This is a genomic window from Chitinophaga sp. sic0106 (genome assembly GCF_019219075.1).
Taxonomy (GTDB): domain Bacteria; phylum Bacteroidota; class Bacteroidia; order Chitinophagales; family Chitinophagaceae; genus Chitinophaga.
On sequence record NZ_JAHUWJ010000001.1, the window covers coordinates 227,603 to 244,119 of the forward strand.

The window sequence follows — 16,517 nt, forward strand, 5'->3', positions numbered from 1 at the left end:
CATGTTTACATTCACTGCTTTCCTCATAGGCTTTGCCGGAAGTTTCCATTGTGTGGGAATGTGCGGACCTATTGCGCTTACCCTTCCGGTAAGGCACCTGGAGGGTGGTAGGAAGATGGGAGGGATCCTGCTATATAATGCCGGGAGGATATTCACCTACGCTGTTTTAGGGCTGTTTTTCGGCTGGCTCGGCCAACAGGTGTCCCTGGCAGGGTTTCAGCAATGGCTGTCCGTTACGGCGGGCCTGCTCCTGTTATCCGGTCTTTTATTGCAATACATCAGTACCCATCGTAAACTTCGTTTATCCGCCCCCGGAATTTTTACGGAGGCTATAAAGTCTTACCTGGGAAAATTACTCGTAGCGCAACGATTTCATACGCTTTTCACAATAGGTGTGCTGAATGGTTTGTTACCCTGCGGGTTAGTATACATGGGAATCGCCGGCGCTGCATCTACGGGCACTGTAGAAAAGGGAATGCTTTTCATGACAGCATTCGGCGCCGGAACCTTGCCTGCGATGGTAGCAGCCACCTGGTTCGGACATCTGCTCAGTATAAGCATCCGCAACAAGATGCGCAAAATGATACCCCTGATGGTGGCTATAATGGCGATTATGCTGATCATGCGCGGCATGAACCTGGGAATTCCTTACATCAGTCCGCAGTTAAACGAACAGGCACCCACTGAATTTATTCACTGTCATAAACCTTGAACCATGAGCCTACTACAGAAATACAATGTGGCAGCGCCACGATATACCAGTTACCCTACCGTTCCCTACTGGGATGAAGCAGGCTTTAACCTGGACCAATGGAAGGCTTTGCTTCAGCGGTCATTCAACGAGTCGAACGACAAAGAAGGCATCAGCATTTATATACATCTTCCTTTCTGTGAAAAACTCTGTACCTACTGTGGCTGTAACAAGCATATTACGGTGAACCACAGCGTAGAAGAACCTTATATCTCCACTTTACTGAAAGAGTGGAAATTATACACAGCTGCTTTTGGCGGCAAGCCTAAAATCAGGGAGGTACATCTGGGAGGCGGCACTCCTACATTTTTCAGTGCGGAGCACCTGGGGCAACTGATGAACGGATTGTTTGAACAGGCAGAACTACTGCCGGATGCAGCCCTCAGTTTTGAAGGTCATCCCGGCAATACTACCAGCGCGCATTTACAGTTGCTGCATCAACTTGGTTTTCGGAGAATCAGCCTGGGCATTCAGGACTTTGATCCTGCTGTGCAGGAGGTCATTAATCGGGTGCAGGATTTTGAAACCGTAGCAGCAGTGATGCAGCAGGCCAGAGAGATAGGTTTTATTTCTGTGAACTTCGATCTGATCTACGGACTGCCGCTGCAAACTGTAGCGAGTGTAACAGACACAATTAAGAAAGTGATGATGCTGCGCCCTGACAGGATTTCTTTCTACAGTTATGCACATGTTCCCTGGATCAAAGGAGTGGGGCAGCGTAAATATGATGAGGCAGATTTACCTAAGGAGGGAGAGAAGCGCCGGCTGTATGAAACCGGTAAGGAATTATTTGTGGAAGCAGGATATACGGAGATCGGGATGGACCATTTTGCGTTGCCGGATGATGAGCTGTATCACGCGCGGAATAACGGCACACTGCACCGTAACTTCATGGGTTATACCGTGTTGCATACTTCTTTGCTGGTGGGCCTGGGCGCATCTTCCATTGGAGATAACTGGTATGCCTACGTACAGAATGAAAAGAACACCGTCGCTTACCAGGAGAAAGTGAACAAAGGAGAGTTTCCGGTGGTAAGAGGACACTTGCTTAACCAGGAAGACTTACTGATCCGTGGTCACATCCATGATCTGATGTGTAACTTTTCTACCAGCTGGCATAAAGCGGATACACAGTGCGATGCCATTGTGGATGGTATAGAAAGATTGCAGGAACTGGAGAAGGACGGACTGGTAAATGTACTTCCTGGTAAGGTGGCTGTAACGCCACATGGCAGAACGTTCATCAGAAACATTTGCATGGCTTTCGATGCAAGATTATGGCGTAAACTCCCTGCATCTCAACTCTTCAGCAGCGCTATATAAACCAGATATATACTCCCGGATAAGCCCGATTTTTCAGAATAAGAAAAAAATCGGGCTGTCTGGCATCCATATCTCCCCAAAAATCAAATTTTAATAGTTATCCACCGGCAGGTTCAACTTTACTAAGAAGAGGAAAATTGAGTGCATTATTCGTGAGCAAAATATGAAGTGTAAAATGACTTTAACTTGAAACGTAGTGCTGCAGCGTGTTTCAGAGGGAATAAAAAAAGTCTGACCGTGTAGACAATCAGACTTTCTTATTATGTGAATGGGTTAGTAAGTACAGGGAAACAAAATTCCCTACACAATATTAAAAATAATTTCATGACAAAAGAAAAAATTTACAAAAAATTTTATTCACACTACTAAAATAATTGTGGATAACAACAGAATGCATCTTCAACTTCCTGTCTGAAAAACTACATTACAATCTCCGATTTACTACCTTTGTTTCTCTTTAAAACATATTCTATAATTCAGTTCATATGAAGTTCGAAGCACCTGTTGCCGTAACGGAGATCGCAAACATGATAGGCGCGGAGCTGGTTGGTAACAGCCAGTTGATGGCCACCGGCATCAACGAGATACATAAAGTTACTCCAGGAGATATCTCCTTCGTAGACTTTGAAAAATACTATTCAGCGAGTCTGAATTCTGCAGCTACCATCATCATCATTAACAAAAAAGTGGATTGTCCGCAAGGAAAAGCATTGCTTGTGGTAAACGACCCGTTCAGTGCATACGTGAAACTGGTGAAGTTTTATCGTCCGTTTGAGCCGGCATCCAAAGCGATCAGTGATACTGCCCTAATAGGAGAAGGAACTGTAATCCAACCTAACGTATTCATTGGCAATCATGTGCGCATCGGACGTAACTGTATCATCCATCCAAATGTGACTATTTACGACCATACGGTGATTGGAGATAATGTGATCATCCAGGCAGGAACAGTGATTGGTGCAGATGCATTTTATTTCAAGAAGAGGGCAGACAGGGAAGTGATGTACGACAAACTGGAAAGCTGCGGAAGGGTGATCCTGGAAAATGATGTGGAAATCGGCGCCGGCTGCACCATCGACAAAGGTGTGAGCGGTGATACCATCATCGGACAAGGTACCAAGCTGGATAACATGATCCACATCGGTCATGGCACCATCATCGGTAAAAACTGCCTGTTTGCTGCACAGGTAGGTATTGGTGGTAAAGCACTCATTGAGGACAATGTGATACTCTGGGGTCAGGTAGGTGTATCCAAAGACCTGGTAATCGGTAAAAACGCTATTGTGCTCGCACAAAGTGGTGTACCCAGCTCCATCGAAGGAGGTAAAGTTTACTTTGGCTCTCCGGTGGAAGAAGCCCGCACCAAGAAAAAAGAATTGGCCTGGATCAAACGTATCCCGGAAATCTGGGAAAAGGTCAAACACCTTTCCTGATATCAGCCACAAAATATTACATTCGCAGAGGAGCATAATTAGTGCTCCTCTGTCTTTTTAAAGCTATGCTATGCGCTCTCTGATCGCTATATTATTGCTGCTCATTACAGGTACCGCAGCGGCCCAGCGTTTTCCCAAAGACGACCTGTACGACTCCGTTAACCAATGGCGTGTATCCATAGACGATGGATGGTTTACCGCAAAAACCATCACCTATGGTGATTATACTACCTCCTCACGGAAAAACGGGATAGCCCCCGCACTGGCGCCCACCATCAAAACACCGGGTAAGGCATTTCATTTTGATGTAAGCGGTAACGGCAGCACTATTACCGTACAAACAGCAGAAGTGACACATATTGCCTTCCTGAACAGCAACCTTCCTGATTTCCTGGCTATAGCGTCGGACAAGGCCACCTTGTATTACGCACTGTTTGATATACCTGCAAACGAGGTACTCAGCCGCTGGGAGCTGATAGTAAAATCAGCTACCTACATGGAACTGAATGCGGACAAACCCGTCGGCATCCTGCGCACCGCAGCAGCGCAAATCCGTATTACTGCCAATAACCGTTTTGGGCCCGCCAATTCGTACGAGCGCCTCTGTTATGTATTCAAGATCGGTAAGAAATCTGTTGCCGCGGTGATTCCCGGCGATGTACCACAGGTATGGGTACGTAAAGGGGTGGATACGGCAACCGTGCAGGTGCTGGCGGCCGCCATCGGTGCGCTACTGCTGCGCTGATTTATCCTTCAGAAACTGCCTGCTCAGCTCTTCCACCGTGGTAGCCAGCGGACGGAAGGTGAAACCCGGTAAACATTCCTGGATTTTATCGTTTTTGTAGTAGACTTTCATCTGTGCGGTATGTGCCGTTTCTTTGGTGATCAACGGGGATTTGCCGCCAAACAGGTGTTTCAGTTTTTCCACTCTCCACACCAGGCCTGTCATGAAGGGTGTAGCTTCCTTCATGGGTGGTTTTTTATTCATGGCTTTGGCCATGGTGGTAAACAGCTTCTGATAGGTCCAGTTTTCCGCAGAAAGGATAAATCGTTCTTCGGTGATAGGGCTGTCCATCAGCAGCATCATGGCTTTCACCACATCGCGTACATCTACAAAACCGTTTACACCAGTAGTATAGTAAGGGAATTCTTTATATGCATTTTTAAAGAGTGCGCTGGAACCTTCTTCCCAATTACCGGCACCGAGAATAATGGAAGGGTTTACAATAACGGCAGGCAGCCCTTCGGCGATACCTCTCCATACTTCCATTTCCCCTTCATATTTGCTGACGCTGTATTTAGAGTTGTTTTTACTTTGTTCCCATTCACTTTCTTCTGAGATATGAATGCCTTCTTTCACGCGGCCGAGTGCGGCTACAGAGCTCACGTGCACCAGTTTTTTCACGCCGGCATCGAGGGCCAGGTTGACCACGTTGGCGGTACCGGTTACATTCACCAGTCGCAGATTGTTATTACCGGGAGTAAAAGAGACAACACCTGCGCAGTGGTACACCTGTTCGATACCTTCCATCACTTCTTCCAGCTCGATTACGTCCAGGATATCGCATTTTACCCATTCTATTTTGTGTTGGATATCGTGCAGCGCCGCAGCCGGCTGTTTCCGGTATAGTGCGCGTACAGGCTTTCCTGCTTCCACAAGTGAACGAATAAGTTGACTACCTAAAAGACCAGTTCCGCCGGTTACTAAAATCATGTGAAGTGTTTCTTTTTTACAATCGCAGGCTCAAAAATAGGCTGTTTGTTTGGATATTATTCGTACCGGTAGAAACCAATGCCGGTTTTCCTGCCCAGCTTCCCGTCTTTTACCCGCTGTTCCTGCAGGTGATTCGGTTTAAAGCGGGGTGCCTGTTCAAAAGCGTTGTAGAGGGATTGGGATACGGCCAGGTTGATATCGTTGCCGATGAGGTCCATCAGGGCAAACGGTCCCATTCTGAACCCGGCAGCTTCCAGGAGCTGATCAATGCTGCTGAAATCGGCCGTTCCTTCTTCTGCAATTTTCATTGCTTCGAGATAGTAGTGCCGTGCTACTCTGTTTACGATAAATCCGGGTGAGTCTTTCACCTTCACCGGTGTTTTACCCATTTGTTTTGCCAATGTGTAGATGGTGCCTGCGGCTGTTTCGGAAGTTTGCGCACCTGAAATCACCTCCACCAGCTTCATGGCGTGGGCGGGATTAAAGAAATGCATGCCTACCACGCGGGAAGGGTTGACGCTGATGGCGGCTGCGATAGCCGACACCGACAGGGAAGAGGTATTGGTGGCAAAGATGGTATCTGCATGGTTGCCTTCTGCCAGCTGATTAAAGAGGGAAACCTTTGCTTCTGTTTTCTCGATAATTGCCTCGATAATCACATCGGCTATACATTCCTCGATATTGCTGGTGAAACGGAGTTTTTGCAGGGTTTCTGCCTTGATTTCGGGGGTAATCCGGCCCTTGTCAACAGCCAGGGCCAGGCTCTTTTCAATCTGAGCTTTGGCCCTGTCCAGCATCGTGGGAGCGATGTCAAATAAGATAGTGGAAAAACCGCTGGAAGCGGCTACCTGAGCAATGCCGGCGCCCATAGTGCCGGCGCCGCATACTGCGATGGTTTGAATCATATTTGTACTTTATACTGTCCCCTGAAACTGCTCCAGGAAACGGGTATCGTTTTCGGAGAAGAGACGGAGGTCTTTGATCTGGTATTTGAGCATGGTAATGCGTTCGATACCCATACCAAAAGCGAAGCCGGTGTATTTTTCCGGATCAATACCGCAGTTGGCCAGTACTTTAGGGTGCACCATGCCACAGCCGAGGATTTCTACCCAGCCGGTATGCTTGCACACATTACAACCGGTGCCGCCGCAGATGAAGCAGGAAATATCCATTTCAGCGCTAGGCTCAGTGAATGGGAAGTAGGAAGGACGGAAACGGATGCCGGTGTTTTCTCCGAACATCTCTTTCACGAAGTGATACAGCGTTTGCTTCAGGTCCGCGAAAGATACATTTTCGTCTATATACAGCCCCTCCACCTGGTGGAAGAAGCAGTGCGCACGTGCAGAAATAGTTTCGTTTCTGTACACACGGCCCGGGCTGATGATACGGATAGGCAGCTTGCCCTCTTCCATTACGCGTACCTGCGCAGAGGAAGTTTGGGTGCGGAGCAGCCAGTCCGGATTTTTACTGATAAAGAACGTATCCTGCATATCACGTGCAGGGTGGTTTTCCGGCAGGTTCAATGCCGTGAAGTTATGCCAGTCGTCCTCGATTTCCGGACCTTCAGCAATGCTGAAGCCCAGTCTTTCGAAGATATGAATGATTTTGTTGCGTACCAGGCTGATAGGATGGCGGGTACCCAGGCGATGCGGTTCGGCAGGCAGGGTGAAATCCACGTCGTCAGCTACAGCACCAGCGGTTTCTTTAAGGTCGGCAAACTGCTCGTACCTGGACTCAGCCAGCTGCTTAAAGTCATTTAAGATCTGACCGAATTCTTTTTTACGGTCATTCGGCACCTGCTTCATTTCCCCGAAAAGGGCTTTGACAATGCCTTTTGTACCCAAAAATTTTATACGGTATTGCTCCAGGTCCGCTGCGGAGGCAGGGGTGAAGCCCAATATTTCTTCCTTGTGAGTGGCTATTTGCTGTACTAACTGTTCCATAAACAACAAAGATAAGTGTTTAGGACATTTTCCGCAAAGTGTTAAAACACGCGAAAAGTCGTATATTTTCATTCGCAAATTACCATATGTCTGCCGAGCGCTATACCCTTCTGCTTTTATCCACTACAGCCGCTATGGTTGTATTTTTCGTGCTATATTTCCGGAGCCGCCATCACCTGAAACAACTCCGGGTGAACCTGGAAGCAGCCTCCAGCCGAAGCAATTTCCTCACAGCAGAACATTCCCTGTTACGCCGGCAACTGGCAGATATGAAACTGACATCTCTCAAATCCCAGATAAATCCGCACTTTGTATTCAATTGCCTCAACGGTATCCACAGCGCCGTAATCACCGGCGAAAATGCCAGAGCCAAAGAGTATATCTCCGGCTTTGCGAAACTGCTGCGCATGGTGCTGATGCTCTCCGGGCGCAATCTCATCTCCCTGAGAGAAGAAATAGAAATATTGGAACATTACCTGAAGCTTGAAAGGCTCCGAACCAACGAAGCCTTCGACTATACGTTGTTTACCGATCCGGCCATCAGCCCGGCCGACACACTGGTGCCAGGCATGCTGATACAACCTTTCCTTGAAAATGCCATCTGGCACGGACTCATGGCCAAAGAAGAAGGCAGCAGACATGTAGCCATACGATGGAAACAATTGGACAACAACCTGTTACACTGTGTAGTGGAAGATAATGGGATTGGCCGTAACCTGGCAGCCCTGCGCTGTAACGTGGACCTGAAAGCAGGCGCGCCACACCAGTCCAAAGGCATGGAAATATGCCTGGAACGGATAGAGCTTTACAGGAACACCTTTAACTCGAAATGTAATATCGAAATAGAAGACCTGGCTGACGCCAGCAATACCCCGGAAGGTACCAGGGTAAGTATTACTTTTGAAGTCGGCGCGGCCATGCAGGAGGCGCTGACCGCCTAAAAAATCAGTTTATATCCCACACCCCTGATGTTTACAATCGAGACTTTTGTATCATCTTTCAGATAGCGGCGCAGCTTTGTAATAAACACGTCCATACTACGGGCATTGAAAAAGTTATCGTCGCCCCAAAGGTCCAGCAGCACTGCTTTCCGTTCCATCACTTCATTGCGGTGATCATACAAACGACGCAGGATTTCAGCCTCCCGGTGCGAAATAAATTCAGTGCTGTTATTACGGGTAAGTGTTTGTTTGGCGTAGTTAAACATATACTGACCGATAGCAACCGCACCTTCTTCCAGGTTGCGAACCGGCTGATCGTCGAAACGCTTCAATAAAGCCTTGATACGAACAATGAGTTCATCCATGCTGAAAGGCTTTTTCAGGTAATCATTACCTCCCAGCTCAAAGCCCTTAACCACATCCGCAGTTTGTGATTTTGCTGTCAGGAAGATGATAGGGGTATACTTATCCACTTTCCTGATTTCTGAGGTTACCGTAAAGCCATCCATATGCGGCATCATGATATCGAGCACCACCACATCCGGATGCTCCTGGTTAAACAGCTGCAGTCCTTCTTTGCCGTCGGAAGCGTATAGCATGTGGAAGCCACGCATTTCCAGACTATCTTTCACAATTTGTCCGAGCTGCCATTCATCTTCGATCAGTAATACTTTTGCCATATTTATTTTATTGCAGATTTAGATGCCGGAATGGTGATGGTAAACTCACTTCCTTTGTCCGGCTCGCTGTGAACACTGATGGTGCCGCCATGCAGTTCCACAATTTTCTTTACATAGCTGAGGCCAAGGCCAAAACCTTTTACGTTGTGAAGGTTTCCGGTAGGTACGCGGAAAAATTTGTCCCAGATACTATCCTGATAAACCCTGGGAATACCAATACCATTGTCTTTTACACGGATTTTGAGCATGCCTTTTTCTTCCCATACGCGGATGTGTACGACAGGTGCATCACCTGAGTATTTAATCGCGTTATCAATCAGGTTATTGATGGCATTGGAGATATGAGATTTATCGACGTAAACAGTTTCGCGTTTTAGATTGTTGTCATATCGTAGCTGAAGAGGAGCGGACTTAATCTGATGATTAGACAGGATGCTATCGATGATATCATTCAGGTCGGTGTCTTCGCGGAAGAGTTCTATTTCTTCCTTTTCTTCGGCGGCGATATGCAATACTTTTTCAACCAGGTCTGAGAGCCGTTGCAGTTCATGTTTTGATATGTCGAGATACCGTTGTGTTTTCTGAGGATCGTTCAGAGCATTAAAATTCTGCAAGGCTTCAACAGCTGCTGACACTGTAGCTACGGGTGTTTTGAGCTCATGGGTCATGTTGTTGATGAAATCATTTTTCACTTCTGACAATCGCTTTTGCTTCAGAATAGTACGCAGCATATAAACGAAAGAGAGGATAGTGAGCACAAGCAGTATCACGGAAGCCACGAGGATACCGAGCATTTTCTGGATGATAAATTCCAGTGGTGATTCAAAGGTAGCCTGCACGAAAAGATTAGTCCCCGGATTAAACGGAACCTTACGGGTTTGGCCTGACTCGCGGCGTCTGATGCTATCTCTGAAGCTGCCCCTTTCAAATCCACTGAAGCTCATATGGAAGGTATCCAGTGTATATTTGGAAATAATCTGGCGGCTGCTTAATTCAGCCTTGAATATAGAATCCAGTTTCACCAGTGCAGCGCTGTCGTTGTAATGGTTGGTAACCAGGTATTCCGACACCTGCCGGGCCAGCGTATCAGCGTAGATACGGGGTGGAAGGCTGTCATGACGCTGCATCCTGTTTTTGGAAGGAGGTCTGCTATCCCTCGGCATTCCTATCTCTTCCAACTGCATTACATACCCTTTGATGGGCTTTTTCAGTGAGTCCTTGTCCTTCCCATAGTACCTGATGTAGCGGCGGACGTCCTGGAAGTTCTGATTAAAGACAGCATTTCTTAATGCGTCGTTAATCTCCTTATCGAATTGGTCCTGATTTAGCTTATATGAATTATACAGCCAGTATCCCTGAAAAAGAAAAATTCCAAGGATGCAGACGATCATGAGGGTGAGAATAATTCGTATACGTTGGCGCATTAATTGACTTTGAGTTATAACAAAGCTATCTAATCCGCCGGGAAAGCGGCTAAAACCTTAACAATAATTAACAGTAAATAATGCTTTTTAACGCAAATTGACTGGACGAATAAAGAATTTTGCATATAAAAATTAGCGATTATGAATCTGATGTCACGACTGATCATGGCGGCAGCCCTGCTGCCGGTTTCCTCTGCCCTGTTTGCGCAGCAATCAGGCGTTATAGACTATGAGGTTACCCAGCGGATAGACGCATCCCGCATGGCGCGCTTTCAGGGCGGCAATGGGGAAGGGGCAGACGTGCCGGATGTAATTACCCTGCAGCAACATTTCACCTTCAATAACGGTATAGGCAAATTAACTACCGATCGTCCGGATTTCGGCGGCCAGGGCTTCGGCGGCAGAAGAAACCAGGATGGAGACAGCACCCGCCAACGCCGGCAGCGCCCTGATGGTCCGGGTGGCGAAGGCCGACCAGGCAGTGGCCCGGGAGGGCCTGGCGGATTTGGCCCTCAGAGGGGCTTTGGTGGCGGCCAGTTGGTGGATCTTCAAAATAAAAAGTACGAAACACTGTTTTCAACATCCGTAGACGAAAAGAAAACGTATCTATCAGAGGAAGATTATGTAATTGCCCCAAATGCAGAACGAAGTGATAAAACCAAAAAGATCGCCGGTTACACCTGCAAAAAGGCCACTGTAAAGCTGAAAGATGATACTTATACGGTGTGGTATACCACAGAATTGCCTTTTAGCTACTCGCCGATAAACGGCCTGCTGCCCGAAAGCAATGGAGTGGTATTATCCGCAGAAAGTAGTTCCCGTTCGTTTACCGCCAAGAAAGTTTCCTTGAAACCCGTTACGGATACAGACCTTTCAGTGCCCGCAGATGCACAGAAAGTAACCCCGGAACAACTGAGAGAGATTCGCAGGACAGAGATGGAAAAATTACGTAAGCGGCAACAACAGAACTAAAAAACATTAATAACTTTCCACCTTTCCTGTTATATCACTATATGAAGAAAATTCTAAGCATCTTGCTGGTATTGAGTTTGGGCGTTTTAGGCGCCCAGGCTCAGTCGTCACAAGGAAAGATTAAAGGCCAACTAACCGACCAGACAACCAAAGAAGCGTTGCCCGCTGCCACCGTCGTTCTATTGCACGCTAAAGACTCCTCTGTTGCCAACACTGCAGTTTCCGATGATAAAGGAAACTTTGAGTTCTCCGGCATCGCCGAAGGTTCCTATCGCCTGTTCCTGAGCTTTATGGGTTATAAATCCGTTTATAAACCTATCAACATTACCCCTGAAAATAAAGTCATTGCCCTTGGCAACCTCGCCATGGAACATACCGGCGTAGACCTGAAAGGAGTAGAAATCCTCGAAGAAAAGCCACCTATCGTCATCAAAAAAGATACCCTCGAGTTTAATGCCGACGCATTTAAAACCAGAGAAAACTCAGTAGTAGAAGACCTCCTCAAGAAATTACCCGGCGTAACAGTAGATAAAGACGGCGCTATCACCGCACAAGGACAAACCGTTACCAAAGTACTGGTAGACGGTAAACCGTTTTTTGGCAGCGACCCTAAACTCGCTACCAAAAACCTGCCCGCCAATATCATCGATAAGGTACAGGTGATTGACAAAAAATCCGATCAGGCTGAATTTACCCAAATCGATGACGGGCAAACAGAAAAAGCTATCAACATCGTTATCAAAAAAGATAAACGTAAAGGCGTATTCGGCCGCGGTACCGCCGGTTATGGTACGGACGACCGATATGGCCTTACCGCCAACGTAAACCGATTCCGGGAAAACCAGCAGATGTCTGTACTCGGTGGAGGCAACAACGTTAATAACCTCGGATTCAGTCCCATGGGCCAGATGAGCTTCGGGGGCGGTGGCCGTGGTGGTGGCGGCGGTGGTATGAGAATAAGTGGCGGCGGCCGCGGAGGCGGTGGTGGCTTTGGCGGCGGTGCCAGCACCAGCGTACCCGCGGGTATCACCAGCAACTGGAATGCCGGCGTAAACTTCAACCAAACGTATACGGATAAACTAACACTGAATGGCAGCTACTTCTTCAATGATAACAAAGTAAACGTACTGCAAAGTACCACCCAGCAAAACATTCAGCCCAGCTATTCCAACTACCAGTATACTAACAGCGCCTCTAACACTGAGAATGCCAATAACCGCTTCAACGTAAGATTGGAATATAATATCGACTCATTCCATTCCATCGTGTTTACGCCTACGTACTCGCTGACAAATGCCAACAGCACCTCTTTCAACGATTACACCACACTGGCGAATAACAACAAAGACACGATCAACAGCGGTATCACCAGAAATGATGGCCAGGGCAATACCTCCACCTTCGGAGGCCAGCTCCTGTACCGCCAGCGGTTTAAAAAGAAAGGTCGCGCCTTCAGTATCAACCTGGGTTATAACGATAACACCAATGACCAGATATCAACGGTAATCTCCAATACGGTGTTCTACAATAACGGCAACCGCAGAGATTCTGCTTATAACCAGCGTAACACCAACAACAGCAACAGTAAAAACATGTCGTTAAAAGCTACCTATTCCGAGCCTTTATTCAAGGATAACTTCCTGGAAGTAAACTACGGGATCACGCATTACAAAAGCAATGCGGAACGCTTCACCTACGACTACGATACCAACAAAGACGAATACAACCACCGCAACGATTCACTGAGTAACATATTCGATAACAGTACCATCAACCAAAGCACGGGGCTGGCTATACGAACAGTAAAACTCAAGTATGACTACAGCATTGGTCTGGATGTAGTATTCAATCATCTTGATAACAATACCTACTCCTTCAGAACAAAAAGAGATAGCACCATTACCCAACGTACGGTCAACTTTGCACCGAACGCGTATTTCAATTACACCTTCTCTAAAAACAAACGCCTGAAAATAAACTATAACGGTCAAACCACGCAGCCAACGGTTCAACAGCTGCAACCGGTACCGGATAACAGTGATGCGTTGTACATTCAGCAGGGTAACCCTAATCTGAAACCAGCGTACAACAATAATATCAGCGTAAACTATAACACTTTCAACTTCCAGAATTTCACGGGCATGTTCGTGCAGATGAACTCTAATTTCGGAAGTAATAAAATCATCAATGCCAACCGCTATGATTCCGTAACAGGTAAAACTATCAGTACACCGGTAAACGTAAACGGCTATTATACTATCGGGGCCAGCATGCACAACTCCATTCCGCTATCAAAAACACCCGGTCAGAACCTGAATACCGGCACCAACATCTCCTATAACAAGGATGTGTCGTTTAACGATATGCAGAAGAATTTCAGCAACTCCATCAACCTGTCACAAAACGCCAGCGTAAACTACATGTACAAGGAGTGGCTGGATCTGTCCGCAGGTGGTAGCATTTCGTATAACATTATCCGTTATTCTCTCACTAAATCTTCCAATGCAAACTACCTGAACTACTCTCTCAACGCAGATGTAAACGTTACGCTGCCCCTGGGTTTCATGTTAGGTACTGATATCAATTACATCATGAGCACTGGCTTATCTGATGGTAACAACATCGGGTCTACGCTGTGGAATGCGAACGTAGCCAAATACTTCCTGCCTAAAAAGCAGCTGCTGCTGAAGGTGCAGGGCTTTGACCTGCTGAAACAATATGCATCGGTATCCCGCTCTGTTACAGATAACTTTATCAGAGATACCCGTTCCAATGTATTACAGCAGTATTTCATGGTAAGCGTAACCTATTTCCTGAACAGGTTTGGCGGTTCCAACAATCGTAATGGCAACGACAAACAACGTCAGATGGAAAGAGGTATGGAACGTAACATGCGTATGTTCCAGGGACCAGGCGGGGGAGGCACGGGCGGAGGTCGCCCTGGTGGCCGATTCTAGTACTTTAAACCATAACAATATATTTTCAGAAAACCTGTCAGTGAACTAATCCTGACAGGTTTTGTTATTTTGGGGTTTTTCTTACCTGATCATCACATTTTTTCAACCTCAAAATCATGAGAAAGTATTTACGCTTCTCCCTCGCGTTTGTCCTGATACTCTCCGTAAGCTGCGACAAATCCAGCATTCCCCGGGATTATGACCTCACTCCGGATGATCCTCCGGCTAATCAGCAATCACCCATTTCGACCAAGCAGGTGACTGCCGGCGTTCAGGGTATAGTAATGGATGAAAACAATGATCCTGTGGCGGGAGCTATTGTTACCTGCGGCAATGGTAATGCCACCACCAATAGTGCCGGCACTTTCCTGATAGCCACTGCAAAAATGCTGGAAGATGCGGCGGTAGTAACCGTAAAGAAACCTGGATATTTTAATGGCCTTCGCACCATCGTGGTAACAGGAAAAGATCAGGTGCAGTTTGTAACAATCAAGTTACTACCCAAGGAGCCGGCAGGAACTTTTGAAGCCAGCACCGGAGGTACTGTAACGACCAGCAATGCGCAGTTCACTTTCGGGCCAGGCATGGTACTCGACAGCAAAAACAAACCCTTTAGTGGCAGCGTATCTCTCCTTTATGCTCCCATCAATCCTGAAAATAGTGACTTTGCCAAAATGCTGCCAAGTGATTTGCGTGGCATCAATGCTGCAAACCGACAGGTAGGATTGCAGTCCTTTGGTATGATGGCGGTAGAAATACAAAGTGAAGCCGGAGAGGTGCTGCACCTGGATGGCCAAAAGACGGTGGATATTAAAATGTCGATTCCTGCCAGCTTGCGCGCTTCGGCTCCCGCTACTATTCCGCTTTGGCATTTAGATGAAAAAGACGGCCTTTGGAAAGAGGAAGGCCTGGCCATCAAATCGGGCGACAACTACGTTGGAAAAGTGAAACATTTTTCATTTTGGAACTGTGATGCGCAGTTTCCTATCATAGAATTTAAAGCGATACTGAAAGATCAGAACGGCTCGCCTATTGCAAACAGCCCGGTAAAAATTGTAAGGAGCAATAAGTCCGAAGGCTACGGCCATACGGACTTCCAGGGCACCGTATCCGGCATGATACCTGCAAATGAAAAAGTCACGCTGATACTGCATAATGATTGTGGTAAAGCCTATTTTTCCAAAGAGATCGGTCCGTTTAATTCCACCTCCGATCTGGGCATTATCGCTGCACCGCTGCCCGCAAATAGCTATATACATCTCTCCGGAAATCTATTTACCTGCAATAATACACCGGTAAAAAACGGCGCAGTAGCTGTTGTGCTGGATAGTATTAAATACGGTAGTACGGTGAAAGACGGGAAGTATCAGGCTACCATTTTAAGGTGTGATCAGGCCAGCAGTAATATAGCCATTACCGCGGTGGATTTGGACAATAGCAAACAAGCTACCAGCAGGATGAATATTACTCCCGGGGACTATATTGCCGACTTAACCGCATGCGAAAATGCACAGGTGGGAACGATTGAATACACTTTTAATGGGAAAACCTACTCTTTTAACAGTGTTACCGATACATTGCTGCTATACCAGGATGCACCAGGCGAGCCATTTAATTTTTCTTTTTCGGATAAACGCAGCCCTGATGGAGCCATCAATTGGCAACTGAGTTCCATTGCTGTAGGTGCGTATTCCGTAATGGCTTCCATGCAAACGCTCAACAGCTATTTTTCAGGTACGGTTACTGTCAAGATCTCTCAAACAGGAAACCCCGGTCAGTTTGTGGTTGGTAGCATCTCCGGTTCTCTTCGTGATTACAGGGATAGTACAAGCACCAATCCAGCACCACCCATTAACGGATCGTTCAAAGTAAAAAGGAACAATTAACAGGAAAGGCGCACCGGTTGGCGCGCCTTTCCTCCTTTAATGCGGTTTTACCTGGAAACCACACTACTGCGGTGCTGCGCAACAAATATGCGCCTGATCACCCAGGATAATGTGAAAGTAGGGATGAAATCTGTTCCCGGAAAAAGCTCTTCTATGAAGGTAAACATACTGCCAAAGGAACCTAAGGTGCCGCCGAAGAGGCGGTAAAAAATAATGGCAGCTACCGGGGCCCAAATAATATCGGCTACTTCGCCTAACATGGGGACTGCATAACTGGCGCATCCCAGGAGATCCAGCGCCACGCAAATCCATAATTTGGGGGTATACTTTTTATCCATATTCAACCTCCGCTTTTCAATACATAAACAAATAACTTACCAGAATTGGTAATCTTTAACAAAGTTACGGTTTTAGGGCGTTTCAGTGATACAGTCTGTAATTTTCCGCCTGTATATACCTAGTTGCATTTACGATTTATTTCCCCTATTTTTAA

14 protein-coding genes are annotated in these 16,517 nt (G+C 46.8%); 8 read left to right on the plus strand and 6 right to left on the minus strand.

What is annotated here, in order from left to right:
* Nucleotide 1 precedes the first annotated feature (1 nt).
* From KW844_RS00935 to KW844_RS00950, 4 genes are all read left to right on the plus strand, one after another.
* Entirely contained in the window at nucleotides 2-712 is a 711-nt protein-coding gene (locus KW844_RS00935; protein WP_218374834.1) for a sulfite exporter TauE/SafE family protein, read from the plus strand.
* Between the two features lie 3 nt (nucleotides 713-715).
* Nucleotides 716-2,074, plus strand: a complete 1,359-nt coding sequence (gene hemN, locus KW844_RS00940) for an oxygen-independent coproporphyrinogen III oxidase (protein ID WP_218374835.1) — start codon at nucleotides 716-718, stop codon at nucleotides 2,072-2,074.
* Nucleotides 2,075-2,559: 485 nt separating this feature from the next.
* Nucleotides 2,560-3,507, plus strand: coding sequence for a UDP-3-O-(3-hydroxymyristoyl)glucosamine N-acyltransferase (locus KW844_RS00945; protein ID WP_218374836.1), 948 nt, complete (start codon nucleotides 2,560-2,562; stop codon nucleotides 3,505-3,507).
* A 70-nt stretch (nucleotides 3,508-3,577) separates the two neighbouring features.
* The gene (locus KW844_RS00950; protein ID WP_218374837.1) at nucleotides 3,578-4,252 is read left to right on the plus strand and encodes a hypothetical protein; all 675 of its coding nucleotides are present in this window, start codon (nucleotides 3,578-3,580) and stop codon (nucleotides 4,250-4,252) included.
* Here KW844_RS00950 and KW844_RS00955 read toward each other — a convergent pair.
* The 3 genes from KW844_RS00955 to pheS are packed head-to-tail and all read right to left on the minus strand — an operon-like array spanning nucleotide 4,238 to nucleotide 7,164.
* A complete protein-coding gene (locus tag KW844_RS00955) occupies nucleotides 4,238-5,221 on the minus strand; it encodes an NAD-dependent epimerase/dehydratase family protein (protein WP_218374838.1) in 984 nt (327 codons plus the stop codon). The genes KW844_RS00950 and KW844_RS00955 overlap by 15 nt on opposite strands.
* A gap of 56 nt (nucleotides 5,222-5,277) precedes the next feature.
* The gene (locus KW844_RS00960) at nucleotides 5,278-6,126 is read right to left on the minus strand and encodes a 3-hydroxyacyl-CoA dehydrogenase NAD-binding domain-containing protein (RefSeq protein ID WP_218374839.1); all 849 of its coding nucleotides are present in this window, start codon (nucleotides 6,124-6,126) and stop codon (nucleotides 5,278-5,280) included.
* 9 nt (nucleotides 6,127-6,135) lie between these two features.
* Nucleotides 6,136-7,164 (minus strand): phenylalanine--tRNA ligase subunit alpha, encoded by a 1,029-nt coding sequence (gene pheS / locus KW844_RS00965; protein ID WP_218374840.1) that lies wholly within the window; start codon nucleotides 7,162-7,164, stop codon nucleotides 6,136-6,138.
* Between the two features lie 134 nt (nucleotides 7,165-7,298).
* On the opposite strand from pheS, the gene KW844_RS00970 reads away from it, so the two are divergent.
* Nucleotides 7,299-8,105 carry a sensor histidine kinase gene (locus KW844_RS00970; RefSeq protein ID WP_218374841.1) on the plus strand — a complete coding sequence of 269 codons (807 nt, stop codon included), beginning with the start codon at nucleotides 7,299-7,301 and terminating at the stop codon, nucleotides 8,103-8,105.
* On the opposite strand, the gene KW844_RS00975 is transcribed toward KW844_RS00970, so the two are convergent.
* The gene (locus KW844_RS00975; protein ID WP_218374842.1) at nucleotides 8,102-8,785 is read right to left on the minus strand and encodes a response regulator transcription factor; all 684 of its coding nucleotides are present in this window, start codon (nucleotides 8,783-8,785) and stop codon (nucleotides 8,102-8,104) included. The two genes, KW844_RS00970 and KW844_RS00975, sit on opposite strands and share 4 nt — an antisense overlap.
* A gap of 2 nt (nucleotides 8,786-8,787) precedes the next feature.
* A complete protein-coding gene (locus KW844_RS00980) occupies nucleotides 8,788-10,209 on the minus strand; it encodes a sensor histidine kinase KdpD (protein WP_218374843.1) in 1,422 nt (473 codons plus the stop codon).
* A gap of 141 nt (nucleotides 10,210-10,350) precedes the next feature.
* On the opposite strand from KW844_RS00980, the gene KW844_RS00985 reads away from it, so the two are divergent.
* From KW844_RS00985 to KW844_RS00995, 3 genes are all read left to right on the plus strand, one after another.
* The gene (locus tag KW844_RS00985; protein ID WP_218374844.1) at nucleotides 10,351-11,181 is read left to right on the plus strand and encodes a GLPGLI family protein; all 831 of its coding nucleotides are present in this window, start codon (nucleotides 10,351-10,353) and stop codon (nucleotides 11,179-11,181) included.
* Between the two features lie 41 nt (nucleotides 11,182-11,222).
* Nucleotides 11,223-14,138: an outer membrane beta-barrel family protein gene (locus KW844_RS00990; protein WP_218374845.1), complete on the plus strand. Its 2,916-nt coding sequence runs from the start codon at nucleotides 11,223-11,225 to the stop codon at nucleotides 14,136-14,138.
* Nucleotides 14,139-14,254: 116 nt separating this feature from the next.
* Nucleotides 14,255-16,024: a carboxypeptidase-like regulatory domain-containing protein gene (locus KW844_RS00995; protein WP_218374846.1), complete on the plus strand. Its 1,770-nt coding sequence runs from the start codon at nucleotides 14,255-14,257 to the stop codon at nucleotides 16,022-16,024.
* 47 nt (nucleotides 16,025-16,071) lie between these two features.
* Here KW844_RS00995 and KW844_RS01000 read toward each other — a convergent pair whose 3' ends face one another.
* Nucleotides 16,072-16,362, minus strand: coding sequence for a hypothetical protein (locus KW844_RS01000; protein WP_218374847.1), 291 nt, complete (start codon nucleotides 16,360-16,362; stop codon nucleotides 16,072-16,074).
* Nucleotides 16,363-16,517 lie beyond the last annotated feature (155 nt).